This is a genomic window from Arthrobacter sp. KKT183 (genome assembly GCF_055657625.1).
In genome coordinates, this window is the sequence record NZ_CM145770.1 from 2,690,820 (window position 1) to 2,709,492 (window position 18,673).

An 18,673-nucleotide genomic window follows, 5' to 3' on the forward strand; every position below is an offset into this window, starting at 1 on the left:
GAAACCGGCCCACCGCGAAGAACCCCTGGGACTTACTCCCCGCGGGAAATCGCGATCATGTCCTCGCGCGGAACCAGCTTCACACGCTCGCGGACCAGCTCAGGCAGGCTGCCGTCGTCGTGCATGTAGTTGGCGCCCAGCTTCATTTCGTGGGAATCGAGTTTCAGCCAGCCCTCCCAGGTGGTGTACCGGACGCCGCGATCCTCAAGGAGGTTGATGATGGCGTCTTCCGACGGATGCTCTGCCGGGGGCAGGTTGAGGCGGTCCTCCAGGAGGTAGCCGATGGTCTCAAGGGCGTCACCCTTGGTGTGGCCGATCAGCCCCACGGGCCCACGCTTGATCCAACCCGTGCAGTAGATGCCGGGCACCGCGTTGCCTGACTCGTCGATGACCCGGCCGCCCTCGTTGGGAATGACGCCGGCCTGCTCGTCGTAGCCCACCTCCGGAAGTTCGGAGCCGAAGTAGCCGATAGCCCGGTAGAGCGCCTGGACCGGGTAGTCGAGATACTCGCCCGTACCCTCGACTGAGCCGCTGCCGTTGAGGCGGGTGCGTTCGAAGCGGATGTTCGCAACCTTGCCCGGAGTCTCCGGCGAGTCAGTGATCTCCACAGGACTGTGCAGGAAGTGCAGGTGAAGGCGGCGCGACGCCGTGAACTCCGCCGGGTCTTCCGGCTGCTCAACCAGCCAGTTGGTCAGCGTCTTGACCATCGTCTTCGTCTGGTTATTGCTGGCGATCTGCTGTTCCGAGGCCTCGTCAAAGTCGAAATCCTCCGGGTACAGCACAATGTCGACGTCCCGTGAGTGGGACAGCTCGCGCAGTTCCAGCGGCGTGAACTTTACCTGTGCGGGACCGCGGCGGCCGAAGACGTGCACGTCCGTCACCGGCGACTTCTTCAGCGCGGCGTAGACGTTGGATGGAATCTCCGTGACCAGGAGGTCATCGGCGTGCTTGGAGAGGACGCGGGCGATGTCCAGGGCCACGTTGCCGTTGCCGATAACAGCGATCTCCTTGGCGTCCAGCGGCCAGTCCCGGTCAACGTCAGGGTGCCCGTCATACCAGGAGACGAAGTCCGCTCCGCCGAAGGAGCCTTCGAGGTCGACCCCCGGGATGTTGAGGTCCGCGTCCTTCACCGCGCCGGTGGCAAAAATGACGGCATCGTAGAAGGTGCGGAAGTCTTTCAGTGTGAGGTCGCGGCCATAGTTGACGTTACCGAGGAAGCGGATGTCCCCGCGGTCCAGCACTTTATGCAGCGCGGTCACAATTCCCTTGATACGCGGGTGATCAGGGGCCACACCGTACCGGATCAGGCCGTACGGCGCCGGGTACTGGTCAAAAAGGTCGATGGAAACTTCGAAGTCTCCGCCCTTGACCTCCTGCGACTTTGTCAGGATGTCTGCGGCATACACACCGGCCGGGCCTGCGCCGATGATGGCGACCCGAAGTGGACGGACCGACGTCGTGCTGGACACTGATGCCTTCTTCCTGGTGGATGACCTGGGGGCTCCCTGAGGACTTCTCCTAAGGGATGAACGGACGCACATTAGCGCACAGTTTCCTATTCTAAATCCCCCGTCCGATGCGCGTCGAAACCAGTGGCGCGGATCACCCGCTCCCCCACCCGCGTTGCCTACGGAATAGGAACGGCACGACGGCGGTTGGCACGCATGTGAGCCGCACCCGCACCAGTACGCGTCCTGCCCGTAGCGAAAACGCCACGGGCGTGCTTTTTGGTATCGGCGCTTACGGACTGTGGGGCTTGCTCCCCATCTACTTCCTCATCCTGCTGCCGGCCACCGCAGTGGAGATTGTCGCGAACCGTGTGCTCTGGTCACTGATTTTCTGCGCACTGCTGCTGACCGTTCTGCGGTCCTGGGCCACAGTCCGCACCGCCTTTGCGAACCGGCGGGTGCTCGGAACCCTTACCGTTGCCGCTCTCCTGATTGCGGTGAACTGGCTCGTCTATACCTACGGGGTTACCAACGGTCACGCCATCGAAGCTTCGCTGGGCTACTTCATCAACCCGATCGTGTCGGTACTTCTCGGTGTCCTCGTGCTGCGGGAAAAGCTGCGCCCGCTGCAGTGGGCAGCCGTGGGAATGGGGCTTGTCGCCGTCGTCGTCCTGGCGATTGGCTACGGGAACGTTCCGTGGATTGCCCTGGCGCTGGCGTTTTCGTTCGGTTTCTACGGGTTTGTGAAGAAGCGGGTGGGGCCGAGTGTCGACGCCGTGACCAGCCTCAGCATCGAAACAGCAGTGCTGACGCCGATCGCCGCCGTCGTAATGATCTGGCTGGCGCTCTCCGGCGGCGCAACGCTGACCACGGAGGGGCCTGGCCACTTCTGGATCATGGCGGCGTCGGGAATTATCACCGCCGTTCCACTGATTTTCTTCGGGGCAGCCGCCAGACGGCTGCCCCTGACCACCATCGGGATGCTGCAGTACCTCGCGCCGGTCCTTCAGTTCATCCTGGCCCTCACGGTTTTCCGCGAGGAGATGCCGCTGGAGCGGTGGATCGGCTTTGGGCTGGTATGGATAGGCCTCGCGCTCCTCACCGTGGACATGGTCCGAACGGTCCGGAAGAACGCGAGGCCCCGCAAGAGCGGGCAGCAACAGCAGCCCGCGAGCGTCTGACTACTCGGCCACCTCAAGCGCCGGAGTATCCCGGCGCAGCGTCTCGCCGCGGAAAAAGCCTGGATGCGTGCGGCGGACGACGAGCATCACCACGACGCCGAGTGCGATGATCCCGACTCCGATCACGAACACCAGGCCCACCCCGAAGATCTCCGAGCCGCTGCCGAAGGCCGGGTCCCAGCTGTCCACGGCGGTCTGCAGGAACACGATCACGAGGCCGATTCCGCCGAGCAGCGGAGCCAGGAGCCGGAACACGAAGTTCCGCGCCGAGGTAAACGCCGTCCGGCGGAAGTACCAGACGCAGGCCAGTGCGGTCAGGCCGTAGTAGAAGCAGATCATCAGGCCGAGGGCCATGATGGTGTCGTTCAGGACGTTGTCGCTGATGATGCGCATGAGCGAGTAGAACCCGGCGGAGATGACGCCCGCTACAACGGTTGCGAAGACCGGCGAGCGGTACGTCGGGTGCACCGTTGCGAACTTCTGCGGCAGCGCCTGGTAGTAGCCCATGGCCAGCAGACTGCGGGCCGGGGAGAGGAAGGTGGACTGCAGCGAGGCCGCGCAGCTGGACAGGACCGCGAGCGAGAGCAGGATGGCAAACGGCCCCATGACCGGAGCTGCGAGCGCCGCGAAGACGTTCTCGGAGATGTCCGCGTTGTTGAGGCCCAGTCCCTCAGTGCCGATGCCGGCGAACATGACTGTCGCGATGGCGCCGAGCAGGTAGATACCCAGTACGACGACGGCGGTCCAGGTTGCGGCCTGGCCGGCCGTGCGCTTGCCGTTCCGTGATTCCTCGCTCACCGTGAGGCAGACATCCCAGCCCCAGAACGCGAAGATGGACAGCGAAAGTCCCAGTGCAAAGGCGGAGAAGCTTTCGATGGCGAAGGGGTTGAACCAGTCCCAGCTGAACGCCACGGTGTCAGCGGCTGCGCCCTGCTGGATGCGGCTGAACGCTGCAATTACGAACCACGCCAGCACACCGACCTGCAGTCCCACGAGCGCGTACTGCACGGCCTTGGTGGTCTTCACGCCGCGGCAGGAAACCCACACGGCAGCGCCGACAAACACCAGGCAGGTCAGGATATTCAGCCAGCGGATACCGGTGAGGTCCGCGATGGCCTCCTGCCCGGTGAGCTGGGCGAGGAACAGATAGAAGAAGTCGACAGCGACGCCGGCCAGGTTGGAGAGCACAATGATGTTCGCCGCCAGCAGCCCCCACCCGCCGATCCAGCCGATGTACGGACCGAATGCCTTGGTCACCCAGGTGAACGTTGTTCCGCTGTCCGGGCTGTCCGCGTTGAGCTCGCGGTATCCCAGCGCCACCAGGAACATCGGGATGAACCCGACCAGGAAGATCGCCGGAAGGTGCACGCCGATACTCTGCACCGTGGGGCCCAGGGTGCTGGTGAGGACGTACGCCGGCGCAATGGTGGAAATACCGATCACGACGACGGCGAGGAGGCCGAGCTGCCCCGTCTTCAGTCCCTTGCCGGAGTACGTGGGTGTGCCGTCTGGAGCGCCGGTGCGCACCTTCATAGTGCTCATGGGTTCCTTACCTCTTTGTTAGGAATTCTTCGTTAAGAATTGTCTTGAAGTCTGGTTCTCTCAGGTGAGACCGCGATGCGCGCCAGCGGGTTCTCCACTGTCACCTGGATCACATAAACGAATTGCGTTCGTTTAGTATGCAGGCTCCGACGCCCGTGTGCAAGAGACACCATCCATGAGTTGGCAGGACATGCCCCTGATCACCCTCCATTCGGGGCGTTTCCTGCCGAATCAACGCACAAGAACGACGGCGGCCGGCCGGGTCAGTCCCTCAAGGGAACCGCCCAGCCGACCGCCGTCGTCGTCGTTTATGCGCTCAGCTCTACTTGACCGCGCGGATTGCCTTCTCGAGGACGTCCAGTCCGTCGTTCAGGAGCTCCTCGCCAATGACCAGCGGGGGCAGCAGCCGGATGATGTTGCCGTAGGTTCCGCACGTGAGGATGATGACCCCTTCCTCCAGGCATGCCGCCGCAATCGCCTTCGTTGCCACCGGGTTGGGCTCTCTGGTGCCCGGCAGAACGAATTCGACGGCGAGCATGGCGCCGCGGCCGCGGACCTCGCCGATGATGTCCGTCTGCTCCTGCAGCGCGCGCAGCCGGGGCACCACGATCTCCTCGATCCGCCGCGCACGCGCGGACAGGTCCAGCTCCGTCATGGTGTCGATCGCAGCGAGCGCCGCAGCGCAGGCAACGGGGTTGCCGCCGTAGGTGCCGCCCAGACCACCTGGGTGCACGGCGTCGAGCAGGTCCGCCCGGCCGGTGACTGCCGAGAGGGGCATGCCCCCTGCGATGCCCTTGGCCATGGTGATGAGGTCAGGAACAACTCCCTCATGGTTCACTGCGAACCATTCGCCGGTGCGGCAGAATCCGGACTGCACCTCGTCGGCAATGAAGACGACACCCTTTTCCTTCGCCCACGCTGCGAGGGTGGGCATGAAGCCGTCAGCGGGAACAATGAAGCCGCCCTCGCCCTGCACCGGCTCGATGATGATCGCGGCGAGTGACTCCGCACCGATCTGCTTCTCCATCACGGAGATGGCCCGCTGCGCCGCTTCCTCACCCGTGATTGACGGGTTTTCCTCGCGGAACGGGTAGCTCATGGGCAGGCGGTACACCTCGGAAGCGAACGGACCAAAGGTGCCGTCGGGGCCGGCCTTGTAGGGCAGCGACTTCGCCGTTAGCGCCATAGTCAGGTTGGTGCGGCCGTGGTAGGCGTGGTCAAACGCGGCTACCGCTGGCCGGCCGGTGGCCATCCGTGCGATCTTGACGGCGTTCTCCACCGCTTCAGCGCCGGAGTTGAACAGCACCGTCCGCTTCTCGAAATCGCCCGGAGTCAGCTCGGCGAGCTTCTCTGCGACGGCGATGTACCCCTCATACGGGGTCACCATGAAGCAGGTGTGGGTGAAGTGCTCCACCTGTTCCTTCACGGCGCCGACGACGGCGGGATCGGACGCGCCGACGCTTGTCACCGCGATACCTGAGCCGAAGTCTATGAACGAGTTACCGTCGACGTCGTGCAGAATCCCGCCGTCGGCGTCCGCAACATACACGGGAACGCCGGAGGCAACACCCTTGGCAACGACGGCGGAGCGGCGTGCGTTGAGAGCGGTGGATTTGGGGCCGGGGAAGTCGCCGATGATGCGGCGCTTTTGCTCGAGCCGGAAGTGCGGCTGGAGTGCCTGGGTGGTCATAGGAAGTCCTTTCTGGACTAGGAATCTGGACTAAGAATCTCGACGAAGAAGTTCTCAGGCGTCCAGCGCGCTCATGACGTGCTTGATGCGGGTGTAGTCCTCAACGCCGTACATGGAAAGGTCCTTGCCGTAGCCGGAGCTCTTGAATCCGCCATGGGGCATTTCGGCAGTGAGGAGGATATGGGTGTTGATCCACACAGCCCCGAAATCCAGGTCGCGGGAGACGCGCATGGCTGTTCCGTGGTCGGTGGTCCAGATACTGGAGGCCAGGGCGTAGTCGACGTCATTGGCCATTTCAATTGCTTCATCCTCGGTGGAGAACTTCTGCACGGTGATGACCGGTCCGAAGGTTTCCTTCTGCACGATGTCGTCAGTCTGCCGGGCGCCGGTGATGATGGTGGCTTCGTAGAAGTAGCCCTTGTCACCGGAGCGCTTGCCGCCGACCGCTACGGAGCAGTGCGAGGGCAGTGCATCCATGACGGCGTTGACGGCGTTGAAGTGGTTGATGTTGTTGAGCGGACCGAAGTAGTTCTTCGAGTCATCGGCGTCGCCCGTCGTAAGGGTTTTGGTGTGTTCAACCATGGCAGCCACGAGATCATCGTGGGCCGAATCCTGCACCAGCACACGGGTCACGGCGGTGCAGTCCTGACCTGCATTGAAGAAGGCCGCCTCGGCGATGGCCGCCGCGCTCTTCTTCACATCAGCGTCCCCGAAGACGATGGCAGGAGCCTTGCCTCCGAGCTCGAGATGGGCCCGCTTGAGGCCCTTCGCGGCTCCGGTGGCGACGGCGATGCCCGCCCGCACCGAGCCGGTGATCGAGACCATGGCCGGGGTCTTGTGCTCAACCATGGCTGCGCCGGTGGCTCCGGTGCCCAGCACAACGTTCAGTACGCCGTCGGGCAGGATGCCCTGCGTCAGGCGGGCGAGGACCAGGGTGGATTCCGGAGTGGTGTCGCTGGGCTTCAGCACAATCGTGTTGCCTGCGGCGAGCGCCGGTCCGATCTTCCAGATGGCCATGAGGAACGGGTAGTTCCACGGTGCAACCTGGGCGATGACCCCAACGGGTTCGCGACGGACATACGAGGTGTGGCCCTCGAAGTACTCTCCGGCGGACTTGCCCTCAAGGATGCGGGCGGCGCCGGCGAAGAAGCGCATCTGGTCAGCTCCGGCTGCGACTTCCTCCGAGGCGATCATTTCGCGGACCTGCCCGGTGTTGCGGTGCTGGGCTTCAACGAGTTCCTCGCTGTGGGCCTCGATGGCGTCCGCAAGCTTGAGCAGCATGAGCTGGCGCTGCCCGGGAGTCTCCCGCTTCCAGGAGGAGAAGGCCGTCTTGGCGGCGCTCATCGCGGCGTCGATGTCAGCCTGGACTGACACGGGTGACTGTGCGACCACTTCACCGTTGGTCGGGTTGACGATGTCCAGCAGTTCGCTGCCGCTCGGCGTGACGAACTTGCCGTTGATGAAGTTCTGCAGGGTTGCGACCACGGCGTATTTCCTTTCGTTTCCGGACAGGAGTGCCCAAATTCACTGCCGACCATACGTGGTCCACGCCACGCCGCCTAGGTTTGAACGCACAGCGCTTCCGCAAAAGCGTGATGCATCCGCACAAGCGCGTCAGCCTATAGTGGACGTTATGGCGATCACACTGTCGGCCCTCCTTGCCACGCCCGCACTGAAGCTCCAACAGGTGGGCACCAGTGCTGTGGCGGACGTCCCGGTCCAGTGGGTTGCGGTGACCGAGCTGGAAGATCCGAAGCCATTCCTCAGCGGCGGCGAAGTGGTGCTCACCACCGGCCTCCGGCAGAAATCAGCCACCTCACAGCGGAACTTCGTCCGGCACGTCCAGGCCTCCGGCGCACTCGCGATCGGGTTTGCAACGGGCCTCAGCCACGAGAAGGTGCCCGCCGCGTTCCTGGATCAGGCGGACGAGCTCGGACTCCCGGTGTTCCGCGTTCCGTACGAGACGCCATTCATCGCAATCGGAAAAATCGTTGCTGATTCCCTGTCCGCCGAACACTATGCGCGGCTCGAAAACCTGCTCACGGGCCACCAGGTGCTGGCCGCTGCACTGCTGGGCGGCGGTGGGCTCCCCCAGCTCCTGCGTGAGCTTGCCGCGATGCTGCGCACCGACGTCGCGCTGTCCCAATATGGAACGGTGCTGTTCGCAACCAGTGGCAGCGCCCCGGGCTTCGGGGCAGTTGAGCAGGCCGCCGAGCAGGCCGCTGAGCAGAACCGCGCGTGGCACCGTATGCCCGTGGCGACGGGCCTGAAGGACCGCTGCACCCTGGCCATCGGCGAACCGTACCAACGCGACGCCATCACGGACTACGCACAGAGCCTGATCAGCGTGGAACTGAGCAACCAGGCCAGGCGCAGGGCGAGTGAGCGCGCCGTCGTCGGGCAGTTGCTGCAGGACGTGGTGCGCGGCTCGCTCACCGGCAGCGATGCTGCAGCGCGCCTGGGCAGCGCCGGCATCGACACTGCGCGGAGGCAGTGCGTTGTGCTTGCCGATGTGGCAACCGGTCAGCGCCGCGCTCTGCGGACGCTTCCACTGCCGGGCGCGTACGACGACGCCGTCACGGCCGTTGTGGACGACCGCCTGGTGATCGCGGTGCCGGAAGGTGACGGGGAGTCTTTCAGCCAGGCGCTGAGCGCCTACCTTCACGGCGCCGGTTTCACAGCGAAAGTAGGCTTCGGGGGCGGCTATGCCCAGCCCAGCGGGCTGCGCTGGAGCTACTTCGAGGCGCGGGAGTCGCTGACCCGGGGCCAGGCGGTCAACCAACCGGACCGGCTCAGCCTCACGTCCCTCCTCATGGCAAGTGAGGACGTGCCGCTGGCGGATCTGGCCGCCGAAGCGCTCGATCCGGTCGTGGCGTTCGATGACCGCCACGGCGCAGAGTTGATGCTCACGCTCGAGAAGTACCTGGCTCATAACGGGTCGGTGGCCGCCGTTGCGGACGTGCTGCAGCTGCACCGGAACACCGTTCGCTACCGTCTGCAGCAGATCGTCGAACTCACGGGCTACGATCCCGCCATCACCGCAGACCGCGTACACCTGTACCTGGCGTTGAATGTGCGCGGCCTCCGGTAGGCCGCGCCCCTGCTTCTGAACTTGGTACGGAAACAGGGGAATCCGGTGCCCGACGAGCGATCTCTCTGGCGCGCCGCCCCCAACGCTCCATAAGGTAATCGAATGGCTAATCAACTGCATACGAGTCTGCTCCACACCTGGCAGGGCATCGACGATCCGGGCCGCCTGGATTCCGCCACGATCAATCTGGAGCCGGGTCGGCTGAGCGCACACGGCACATCCAGGACAGACTCGTATGCCATGAGCTGGGCGCTCACGACGGCGGAGGGCTGGGTAACCCGCCGCCTGACCGCGACGGTGCATGGTCACGGCTGGAGCCGGCACCTCGAGCTGGAGCGGGACAGTGACGGCGTGTGGACCAGCACCGGCTCAAGTTCCGGCGAATGCGACCTCCCCGCACCAGGCATCAAAGACCCTTCCTTGCTGATCGGTGCCCTCGACTGTGATCTGGGGCTGTGCCCGCTGACCAACACGATGCCCATCCTGCGGTTGAACCTGCACTCCGAGGAGTTGGCGCCGGCGGATGAGACCTCAATGGTCATGGCATGGGTGGAGGTTCCGAGCCTTCGGGTGATGCGCAGCAGCCAGATGTACAGCCAACTGCGTTCAGCGAACAACGAGCGGAACGGCGTAGTTCTCTACAGCTCCGACAACCATGGGTTCACGGCGGAGTTGCAGATCGACAGGGAGGGCGTGGTTATCGAATATCCCGGGCTGGCAACCCGAATCCGCTAAGTTTCGGTAACTTTTCTCACGATCCAACCCCTGATGGGCCATTGCACCTAACACACCGAATGCGCTTGTGTACAGAGCGTACGGTGGAATTATGTCTGATTCCGCACACAATCCTGCCCAAGTACAGTCAGGGCCGCCGGGAACGGCCTCCGCACAAGCACCCAGCAAGGGTGTTCTTGATCGTCCTGTCTTCTACACGTCCCTGGTGGTCGTGCTGGCGCTGGTCATCCTCGGTGTCGCTTTCCCCACCGGTTTTGCCGATGTCACCAGCAGCGTCCTCGATGGATTGGTAACCAATTTCTCCTGGGCCTTTGTCCTCACCGCAACCGGCTTTGTTGTCTTCGCGGCATTCCTCGCCTTCAGCAAGTACGGCCGCATCCGCCTCGGAGCCGACGATGAGAAGCCAGCCTTCTCCCGCGCCTCCTGGATTGCAATGATGTTCAGCGCGGGCATGGGGATCGGCCTGATGTTCTATGGCGTCACCGAACCCATCTCCCACTACCTGACGCCGCCGCTTGCAGGTGTGGAGCCCGGTACCGACGCCGCCGCCCGTCAGGCCATGAACTACACGCTCTTCCACTGGTCTCTGCATCCGTGGGCTATCTACGCCGTCGTCGGACTGGCCCTGGCCTACTCCGCGTTCCGCAAGGGACGCGGCATCGGATTCAGCGCCGCCTTCGCTCCGCTGTTCCGCGGGCGCACCAATATCAAGGCCCTGCGCGCAATCGACGTGTTCGCTATCTTCGCAACCCTGTTCGGCTCTGCTACCTCCCTGGGTCTCGGCGTTGTCCAGATCAACGGCGGGCTCACCGAAGTCTTCGGGATCGAAAGCAACATCTGGGTCCAGGTAGGGCTCATCGGGCTCTTGACCGTGTGCTTCGTCGTCTCCGCCGTCAGCGGTATCTCCCGCGGCATCAAATGGCTCTCCAACGGCAACATGATTGCCGCGCTGGTGCTCCTCGCCTTCCTGTTCATCGTGGGCCCGACGGTCTTCATCCTCGAGCTGATCCCTTCCGCCGCAGGCAACTACCTGTTTGCCCTCCCCCAGATGGCAACTCGCACCGGAGCCTTCGGCGGCCAGGACTGGCTCTCAGCCTGGACCATCTTCTACTGGGCGTGGTGGGTTTCATGGACGCCGTTCGTCGGTTCCTTCCTCGCCAAGATCTCGCGCGGCCGCACCATCCGTGAGTTCATCCTCGGCGTCGTCGCTGTGCCGAGCCTCGTCAGCCTCGTCTGGTTCGGTGTCTGGGGAGGCACCGCGATTACCGCGCAGAATAACGGCGTGGACATCGCCGCGGCCAACGCGGAGAGTCAGGAGTCAGCGATGTTCGCGCTGCTGGCTGAATACCCGCTGGCCTCGGTGACGGCGATCCTCGTCGTCCTGCTCGTTGCGGTGTTCTTCATCTCCGGCGCGGATGCCGCCTCGATCGTGCTGGGCTCGCTCTCCTCCTTCGGTTCCGAGAACCCGAAGAAGTGGCTCACCATTCTGTGGGGAACCATGACCGGCGCGGTAGCAGCAGTCCTGCTCTTCATCGGCAGTCTCGGTGCGCTGCAGACGCTGACGATCATCGCCGCAGCACCGTTTGTCCTCATCATGGTGGGCCTCTGCGTGGCGCTCATGATGGACCTCTCAAAGGATCCGGCGATTATCGGCGCGAAACGTCGTCGTACTCCCGCTGCACCGGCCCTTGAGCCGGAGCGTCAGGAGGAAGACCTCGGCACGGCCGAGGAAGCCGCTGCACGGTAGGCAGCCACTGCCTGTCACGACGACGACGCTCCCGCAGCCTCAGGCTGTGGGAGCGTCGTCGTCTGGACACCGCGCAGGCAACCCCGCAGATTAGTGGGTGGCTTCGCTTGTTGACGCCGCGGCGCCGGATTCAGCTTCGCGAGGACTATCCGGCAGCTCGAACGTGAACGTGGTGCCGCGGCCCAGCTCGCTGCGGCAATGGATGCGGCCGCCGTGTTCCTCGACGATCGAACGGACGATGGCCAGGCCCAGCCCCACGCCGGGGATCGCCGCCTGCCGCACGCTGGAGGTCCGGAAGAACTTCGAGAACACCTCGGCGCTGTCCTCCGGGCTCATGCCCATTCCCTGATCCTCCACCTCGCAGACCACGGAGCCCGGCATCTTCTGCGCACGCACCGTAACGGTTCCGCCCGCCGGCGAATACTTGACCGCATTGGAGAGCAGGTTATCCAGAACCTGACCGATCCGCGCGGGATCACACCGGGCGCTGGTGCCCACGGGAACCTCGTCAACAATGTCGACGCCGGCTTCCTTGCCGCGCGCCATGATGGCATCCACTGATTCGCGGGATATGTCGGCGAGGTCCGCGCGCACCGGGGACACTTCCGGCGGCCCGGAGGCTGCGGTGAGCAGGTCGTCTACGAGCCTGCGAAGGCGCGTCACGTTGCGGCCGATGACGTTCAGGCCGGTCAGCGTCTCCGGCGGCGGGTCGTCATCGAGCATCATCTCCAGATATCCGACGATGACCGTCAGCGGAGTGCGCAGTTCGTGGGAGACCATCGCCACGAACTCCTCCTTCGCGTTCAGCGCGTTCACCAGCTCAGTGACATCGTTGAAAGCGACGACGGCGCCCTCACGGTGTCCGCCCTCGTCCAGCATCATGCGGGCAGAGGCTGACAGAACGCGCTGGTGGTCTCCCTCGCCGATCCGGATGAGGTAATCGGAGAATGTTTCACCCGCAACGGCGCGGTAGGCCGGGCGTTCTGCGGTGGGGATGAGCGTGACGCCGTCGGGTCGGAACAGCAGGAGGTCCTTCTCCGGTGCGTCATCCACCCCATCGGGCAGCCCGATCCGGTGGACCTCGTGCTGGCGCCGGTTGAACAGGATGTCATGCCCGTCCGCGTCGATGGCGAGGAGACCGACGTCGACGGTGTTCATCGTGGCATTCAGCAACCGCTCCCGCTGGGCGCTGCGGTGGAGCACCTGCTGCAGTGCGTGGTCCTTTTCCTCCATGGCTTTCTGCTGGTCCATCATGCTGGCCGTCATGACCCGGATTGTCACCGCGATGCCGAAGATGATGGTGGGCAGCAGGGCTGATTGGGTCAGGTCCGATGCACTGACGCCGGCGTTCGCCGCGAACAGTGGAACCCAGATCATCGCGAACGGGCCAATCAGGCTCAGCGCAAGGCCAAGCCGCGGGTATAGGCCGGAAGCCGCCAGCCACAGGACCGGGAAAACCGCCATCAGCCCGATCCCGAGGACCTCCGTGTTGGCGCCGAAGCGCAGCAGCGCGATCGGGATGAAATCGAGCACCGGAATGGTCAGGAACAGTCCGTACGGCAACCGGTCCCAGGGGATGAGCGCACACAGCAGGAGAATTCCGCAGCTGAGGATCATGCCCCACTGGAACGCTGCGCTGGCCCATACCACCGGATGGAAAGCGACGCTCCCTGCTGCCAGCAGCGCGGTTGTGATCGATAATGGAGCCTGACTAAGCAGCACCCGTGAGCGCATCGACATCTCGTGGAACTGCCTGGTATTGAACGTCAGATAGGACAGAACATTGTCCATGGTGACTGGTGCTCCTAACGCTCGGGTGCCGTTCCGACACTGCCAACTCTATAGATCGGCGCAACCGGCAAATCGCAGCTTCGCAGGGATGTGACGCAGCGTGTGCGACCCGGCCGGAAATTGTGGGTTAAATGGAGCATGACCGTCTCACCGCCGGAACGCCGCGCTCTTGTCATCGAGGACGACCCCGATATCCGGATGCTTCTGGCGTCGCTGCTTAAGCGCGAGGGTTTCCAGGTGACGGAGGCCGGAACGGTTCGTGAGGGGGTTGAAGCCGCGCGGCGCGGCGTGGACATCATTACCCTGGACCTCAACCTGCCCGACGGCAACGGACTGGACGCCTGCGCACAGATCCGGCCTATCTCAGACGCCTACATCCTCATGATCACTGCCCGCGGCAGTGAGATAGACCGCTTGCAGGGACTGGATACCGGTGCTGACGACTACATCGTCAAACCCTTCAGCCCGCGCGAACTCGTAGCGCGCATCAATTCTCTTTTCCGTCGCCAGAACCGCCAACTCGCTGCCAGCACCGCGGCCACTGAAGCGGACGCCGATGAGAGGCAACGCGCCGCGCAGGTGCAGCAGAGCCTGCTGCCCCGGCACGGTCTCCAACTGCCCGGTTACGACATTGCGGGACAATTTCGCCCCTCCCGCGACGTTGGCGGAGACTTCTTCGACTGGTACCCCACCCTTGACGGCATGCACTTCTCCGTCGCCGATGCCATGGGCAAAGGTATGGGAGCCGCCCTGGTAGCCGCCACGGTTCGCGCGGTGCTGCGCTCAACTGCCGAGGAACCGGACCTTGCGCGGGCCTTCACCTCTGCGGCGGCATCCCTCGACGCCGACCTTGAGCGTGCGTCGTCCTTCGTCACGCTTCTCCACGGCCGGCTCACCGCTTCCGACGGCGCCGTGGACCTCATCGACGCCGGTCATGGCCTCGCACTGCATGTCAGCTCCGACGGCTCATGGAGACGCCTAGCCTCCGGCGGGGTGCCGCTGGGCACCGTTCCGGGCTGGGACTGGGAGGTGATGACCGTGACATTGGCTGCCGGTGATGCCCTCGCCATCATCAGTGACGGCTTGCTGGACATCTACGACACACTGGACGAGTTTGCTGCAGCCGCCGCAGAGGTCGTTGCCACGTCGTCCTCGGCTGCAGACGCCTGCGACAAGCTGTTGATTCTGGGGGAAGATCCACGCGTGGAAGATGACGTCACCGCTGTTGTGGTTCGCCGGACAGCCGGGGTCGGCGCATGAACGCGTTCTGGGTGCGGCTGCTGGTTGTGCTCACTGTCATCCTGGGGATCAACTACATCGCGTGGCGTTGGCTGGAATCGCTGAACTGGGAGGCCTGGTGGATTGCCGTGCCGCTGGTCGCAGCCGAAACCTACAGCCTCATCGATGTTGCTCTTTTTGGGCTCACCGTATGGCGGGTTAAGCGCCGCACCGCTCCCGAGCCGCCGGTCGGCGCAACGGTGGACGTCTTCATCACGACCTACAACGAGCCCGTCGAGATGGTGCTTGAGACCGCGGAGGCGGCGAAGCGGATCACCTATCCGCACAACACCTGGATTCTCGACGACGGCTCGCGTCCCGAATTGCAGGAGGCCGCAGACCGAATCGGTGTGGGCTACATCACGCGCGGGCCGGAATGGGCAAACCGGCCCCGGCACGCCAAGGCTGGAAACCTCAACAATGCCCTGATGAGCACCTCCGGCGAGTTTCTGCTCATTCTCGACACGGACCAGGTGCCGGACCCGCGCATCCTGGACCGGACCCTCGGTTACTTCAACAACCGGCGCGTGAGCCTCGTGCAGACACCACAGTATTTCGTGAACGTTCCCGACGATGATCCCCTCGGAAGTCAGGCGCCCCTCTTCTACGGTCCCATCCAGCAGGGCAAGGACGGCTGGAACGCCGCATTCTTCTGCGGCTCCAACGCCATCCTCCGCCGTGAGGCGCTCATGCAGCTCGGACTCGCCGGGTATGTCGAGGAGGTGGAAAGGGCGGTCACCGCAGCGCTGAAATCCGCCCGCGCTGCGGTACGCCGCGCCCGGAAGTCTCCGGAGGCCGCGAACCCGCTGGTGGCCGAACTGTTGGACGATGTCGAGAAGGCGGTCGCCGCGGCGCGCACGGAAAAAGCGGCCGGCGCGCCCCTCGCCGAGGTGACTTACCGGGTCCGCCGCTCGGTGGACAGCGCAGTGCAGCAGATGGTCGCGGCTGACATGTCGGCGATGGAGGCGGATCTTGCCGAGATCGCTGCCATGGACCTCGGTAGCGAACCCGGGGTTGCTGTCCCGGACAACCTGGATCAGGCGGTCGAGCAGCTGTCGGACCGAGCGTGGTCGCCCCTGGGCGCACTTGAGTCGGTGCAGGCTGTCCTCGATGCCATCTCGGTGGACCGCGATGACGAGGCTCAACCGGTCATGCCGCTGGCCACCATCTCTGTGACAGAGGACATGGCTACGTCCATGCGCATGCACGCGATGGGCTGGCAGAGCGTCTACCACCACGAGATCCTTGCCCACGGACTGGCGCCCGAAGACCTGAAGACCATGCTGACGCAGCGGCTCCGCTGGGCGCAGGGAACCATCCAGGTACTCCTGCGCGAGAATCCGTTGCTGAAGAAGGGTATGAGCCTGGTTCAGCGGCTGATGTACTTCGCAACGATGTGGAGCTACCTGAGCGGTTTCGCCGCCGTCGTCTACTTCGCCGCACCGATCATCTACCTGACGCTCGGCATCCTTCCCGTGAACAGCATCAGCTTCGATTTCTTCATCCGCTTCCTGCCGTTCATGATCGTCAACCAGTTGCTCTTCGCAGTGGTGGGCCGAGGGGTGAGCACCTGGCGCGGCCAACAGTACAGCCTGGCGCTGTTCCCGACCTGGATCAAGGCCTGCACGACGGCGGCCCGTAACGTCTGGTTCGGCCGTCCGCTGGGCTTTGCGGTCACGCCGAAGGCCCGGCAGGACGGCGGACCCAGTTGGAGCCTGATCCGGCCGCAGCTGATTGTCATGGTGCTGCTTGTCATTGCCGCGGTGGTTGGCATAGTCCGGCTGGCCACCGGACTCAACGAACCACTCGGAACGTTCGTCAACGTCTTCTGGGTCGTCTTCGACCTGATTGTGTTGAGCGTGCTCATCAAGGCAGTGAAATACGAGGGATACGTCATCGAGGAAAGGAAAGCTGATGCAGTTCACGATTGAGGACAGGGGCACGTACACCGAGGTGGTGGCCAACGGCCGGCTCAATATGGTCTCAGCGCCTACGCTGCGCAGCACCGTCGATGAGGCCGTCGGAGCCGGCAGCCGCCACATCGTGGTCAACCTTGCGGCCACGGACTTCATGGACTCCTCCGGACTCGGCGCCCTGATCGGCTGCCTCAAGGTCGCTCGGCAGGCAGGCGGGGATCTCCGGATTGCCTGTGCGCAGAAGCAGGTACAGATGGTCCTGGAGCTCACCAACATGAACCGGGTGCTGTCTCCTTACGCGACGGTAGAAGAGGCATTCGCCAGTGACTGACCGCGATTCACAGCGACGGTTCGAAGCCGAGGCAGTTCCGGCGGCCATCAACGATCTCCACGATGAGCTTGACCGGTTCTGGAGTGACCTTGAAGATGTCCCGTTCGAGGACCAGATGGCTTTCACCACCGCCGTCATCGAGGCCGCCTCCAATGTCGTTGAGCACGGAGTTCCGCTCGACCGCGCTGGGATGCGCCTCGGCGTCGAGTTGAGCGCCACCGCCACCCGGCTTCAGGCGCGCATTCTGGAAATCAATGCGGCAGCGCATCCGGATCCTTTGACGCCGGCAACAGGTGATCCCGAGGAGCTGGAATCCGGGCGCGGCCTGTTCCTGATCAACGCCCTGGTCACCACAGTCACGGTTGAACGTCAGGGGAACACCAACGTCTGGGTCCTCTCTAAGGAGTCCGCTCCCCGGCGGTAGGACCTCGGGGCGCGGATCGCCTGCGCGCCGCTAATGCTATGCGTCGGCCGGTGCGTCGACCTGCACGCTCCGGGCGACGGAGACCATGTCTTCGCGGGGCACAACCTTGATCCGCTCACGGACCACGCCGTCGATCTCGGTGGCGGCATCGCCCAAAGCGCGCTCGTGCGCATCGAGCGCGAGCCAGCCCTCCCAGGTGGTGAACTGCACGCCGCGTCCGTTCAGAAGATTGACGACGGCGTCATCCGCCGGCGCTGCGGCCGCCGGGAGGTTCTCAAGATCCTCCAGCAAGTGGGTCACCGTCTCCAGCGCGTCACCCTTGGTATGCCCGATGAGACCGACAGGGCCACGCTTGATCCAGCCCGTTGCGTACACGCCTGCCACGGGGACGCCGGAGCCATCCAGCACGCGGCCGCCGTCGTTCGGGATGACACCGCGGCGGTGATCGAACTCGACCTCCGGCAGGGCTGAGCCGAAGTAGCCCACCGCGCGGTAGACCGCCTGGACCGGGTAGTCGAGGTATTCGCCGGTGCCGACGGCGTTGCCGGTTCCATCGAGTGCGGTGCGCTCGAACCTGATGCCCGTGACCTTTCCGTCCTCGCCCAGGACCTCCACCGGGTTGTGGAGGAAGTGCAGGTGGAGCCGGCGGGATGCGGTGAATTCAGCCGGGTCTTCGGGCTGCTCGGCGATCCAGTTGGTCAGCGTGCCGACCATGGTCTTGGTCTGGTTGTTCGTCTGGATCTGCCGGTCGGACTCGGCATCGAACTCGAAGTCCTCGGGGTAGAGCACAATGTCGACGTCCCGTGAGTGCGAAAGTTCCCGTAGCTCCAGCGGAGTGAACTTCACCTGGGCCGGCCCGCGGCGGCCGAACACGTGCACATCCGTCACCGGCGAGTTCCTCAGCCCCTGGTAGACGTTGTCCGGGATCTCAGTGACAAGGAGGTCATCGGCGTGCTTGGAGAGCACGCGCGCTACGTCGAGGGCCACGTTGCCGTTGCCCAGAACAGCAATCTCCGTGGCTTCGAGCGGCCACTGGCGCGGCACGTCCGGGTGCCCGTCGTACCAGGAGACGAAGTCCGCTCCGCCGAAGGAGCCCTCAAGTTCAATGCCGGGAATGTTGAGGTCCGCGTCCTTGATCGCGCCGGTGGCGAAAATGACGGCGTCGTAATGGGTTTGCAGGTCCTCCAGCGTGAGGTCCGTACCGTATTCAACGTTGCCGAAGAAGCGGATGTCACCGCGGTCCAGCACCTTGTGCAGGGCGTTGACGATTCCCTTGATACGCGGGTGGTCAGGTGCAACGCCGTAGCGGATGAGGCCATACGGCGCCGGGTAGCGGTCGTAGAGGTCGATGCTGACCTTCAGCTCACCCGAGGCAACGGGCGCTGACTTGGTGAGGATGTCGGCGGCGTAGACGCCGGCCGGACCGGAGCCGATGACGGCGACGCGCAAGGGTCGGCGGGAGGCGCCGGAGGAGAACGCGGAGGATTGCGACACGGCTG

General features: G+C 64.2%; 14 protein-coding genes. 8 read left to right on the top strand and 6 right to left on the bottom strand.

Annotated elements, in window-relative coordinates; all coding sequences use genetic code 11:
- Positions 1 to 32 precede the first annotated feature (32 nt).
- The gene (locus ACZ2GY_RS12800; RefSeq protein ID WP_277359279.1) at positions 33 to 1,469 is read right to left on the bottom strand and encodes an FAD-dependent oxidoreductase; all 1,437 of its coding nucleotides are present in this window, start codon (positions 1,467 to 1,469) and stop codon (positions 33 to 35) included.
- Between the two features lie 197 nt (positions 1,470 to 1,666).
- Between ACZ2GY_RS12800 and rarD the strand changes: the two genes are divergently transcribed.
- Positions 1,667 to 2,629: an EamA family transporter RarD gene (gene rarD / locus ACZ2GY_RS12805; protein WP_277359280.1), complete on the top strand. Its 963-nt coding sequence runs from the start codon at positions 1,667 to 1,669 to the stop codon at positions 2,627 to 2,629.
- Here the strand turns inward: rarD and ACZ2GY_RS12810 are convergent, their stop codons facing one another.
- From ACZ2GY_RS12810 to ACZ2GY_RS12820, 3 genes are all read right to left on the bottom strand, one after another.
- Positions 2,630 to 4,171 carry an APC family permease gene (locus tag ACZ2GY_RS12810; RefSeq protein WP_277359281.1) on the bottom strand — a complete coding sequence of 514 codons (1,542 nt, stop codon included), beginning with the start codon at positions 4,169 to 4,171 and terminating at the stop codon, positions 2,630 to 2,632.
- Positions 4,172 to 4,493: 322 nt separating this feature from the next.
- Positions 4,494 to 5,861 (bottom strand): 4-aminobutyrate--2-oxoglutarate transaminase, encoded by a 1,368-nt coding sequence (gene gabT / locus ACZ2GY_RS12815; protein ID WP_056543785.1) that lies wholly within the window; start codon positions 5,859 to 5,861, stop codon positions 4,494 to 4,496.
- A 54-nt stretch (positions 5,862 to 5,915) separates the two neighbouring features.
- On the bottom strand, positions 5,916 to 7,346 hold the full coding sequence (locus ACZ2GY_RS12820) for a gamma-aminobutyraldehyde dehydrogenase (RefSeq protein ID WP_346027244.1): 1,431 nt from the start codon (positions 7,344 to 7,346) through the stop codon (positions 5,916 to 5,918).
- Between the two features lie 148 nt (positions 7,347 to 7,494).
- On the opposite strand from ACZ2GY_RS12820, the gene ACZ2GY_RS12825 reads away from it, so the two are divergent.
- The 3 genes from ACZ2GY_RS12825 (at position 7,495) to ACZ2GY_RS12835 (ending at position 11,434) form a co-directional block, all read left to right on the top strand.
- Entirely contained in the window at positions 7,495 to 8,952 is a 1,458-nt protein-coding gene (locus ACZ2GY_RS12825) for a PucR family transcriptional regulator (protein WP_346027245.1), read from the top strand.
- Positions 8,953 to 9,054: 102 nt separating this feature from the next.
- The gene (locus ACZ2GY_RS12830) at positions 9,055 to 9,687 is read left to right on the top strand and encodes a putative glycolipid-binding domain-containing protein (RefSeq protein WP_471672049.1); all 633 of its coding nucleotides are present in this window, start codon (positions 9,055 to 9,057) and stop codon (positions 9,685 to 9,687) included.
- A 91-nt stretch (positions 9,688 to 9,778) separates the two neighbouring features.
- Positions 9,779 to 11,434: a BCCT family transporter gene (locus tag ACZ2GY_RS12835; RefSeq protein ID WP_471672050.1), complete on the top strand. Its 1,656-nt coding sequence runs from the start codon at positions 9,779 to 9,781 to the stop codon at positions 11,432 to 11,434.
- A gap of 90 nt (positions 11,435 to 11,524) precedes the next feature.
- Here the strand turns inward: ACZ2GY_RS12835 and ACZ2GY_RS12840 are convergent, their stop codons facing one another.
- The gene (locus ACZ2GY_RS12840; protein WP_471672051.1) at positions 11,525 to 13,225 is read right to left on the bottom strand and encodes a sensor histidine kinase; all 1,701 of its coding nucleotides are present in this window, start codon (positions 13,223 to 13,225) and stop codon (positions 11,525 to 11,527) included.
- A gap of 138 nt (positions 13,226 to 13,363) precedes the next feature.
- Here ACZ2GY_RS12840 and ACZ2GY_RS12845 point away from each other — a divergent pair, with 138 nt between their 5' ends.
- The 4 genes from ACZ2GY_RS12845 to ACZ2GY_RS12860 are packed head-to-tail and all read left to right on the top strand — an operon-like array spanning position 13,364 to position 17,174.
- Complete coding sequence (locus tag ACZ2GY_RS12845) at positions 13,364 to 14,485, top strand: PP2C family protein-serine/threonine phosphatase (protein ID WP_277359813.1); 1,122 nt, start codon at positions 13,364 to 13,366, stop codon at positions 14,483 to 14,485.
- A complete protein-coding gene (locus ACZ2GY_RS12850; RefSeq protein ID WP_471672052.1) occupies positions 14,482 to 16,434 on the top strand; it encodes a glycosyltransferase in 1,953 nt (650 codons plus the stop codon). Before ACZ2GY_RS12845 ends, ACZ2GY_RS12850 begins: the two co-directional genes overlap by 4 nt.
- Positions 16,418 to 16,750, top strand: a complete 333-nt coding sequence (locus ACZ2GY_RS12855) for an STAS domain-containing protein (RefSeq protein ID WP_277359811.1) — start codon at positions 16,418 to 16,420, stop codon at positions 16,748 to 16,750. Before ACZ2GY_RS12850 ends, ACZ2GY_RS12855 begins: the two co-directional genes overlap by 17 nt.
- Entirely contained in the window at positions 16,743 to 17,174 is a 432-nt protein-coding gene (locus tag ACZ2GY_RS12860; RefSeq protein ID WP_277359810.1) for an ATP-binding protein, read from the top strand. The genes ACZ2GY_RS12855 and ACZ2GY_RS12860 overlap by 8 nt, the downstream gene beginning before the upstream one ends.
- Positions 17,175 to 17,210: 36 nt before the next feature.
- Here the strand turns inward: ACZ2GY_RS12860 and ACZ2GY_RS12865 are convergent, their stop codons facing one another.
- Positions 17,211 to 18,668 carry an FAD-dependent oxidoreductase gene (locus tag ACZ2GY_RS12865; protein ID WP_471672053.1) on the bottom strand — a complete coding sequence of 486 codons (1,458 nt, stop codon included), beginning with the start codon at positions 18,666 to 18,668 and terminating at the stop codon, positions 17,211 to 17,213.
- Positions 18,669 to 18,673 lie beyond the last annotated feature (5 nt).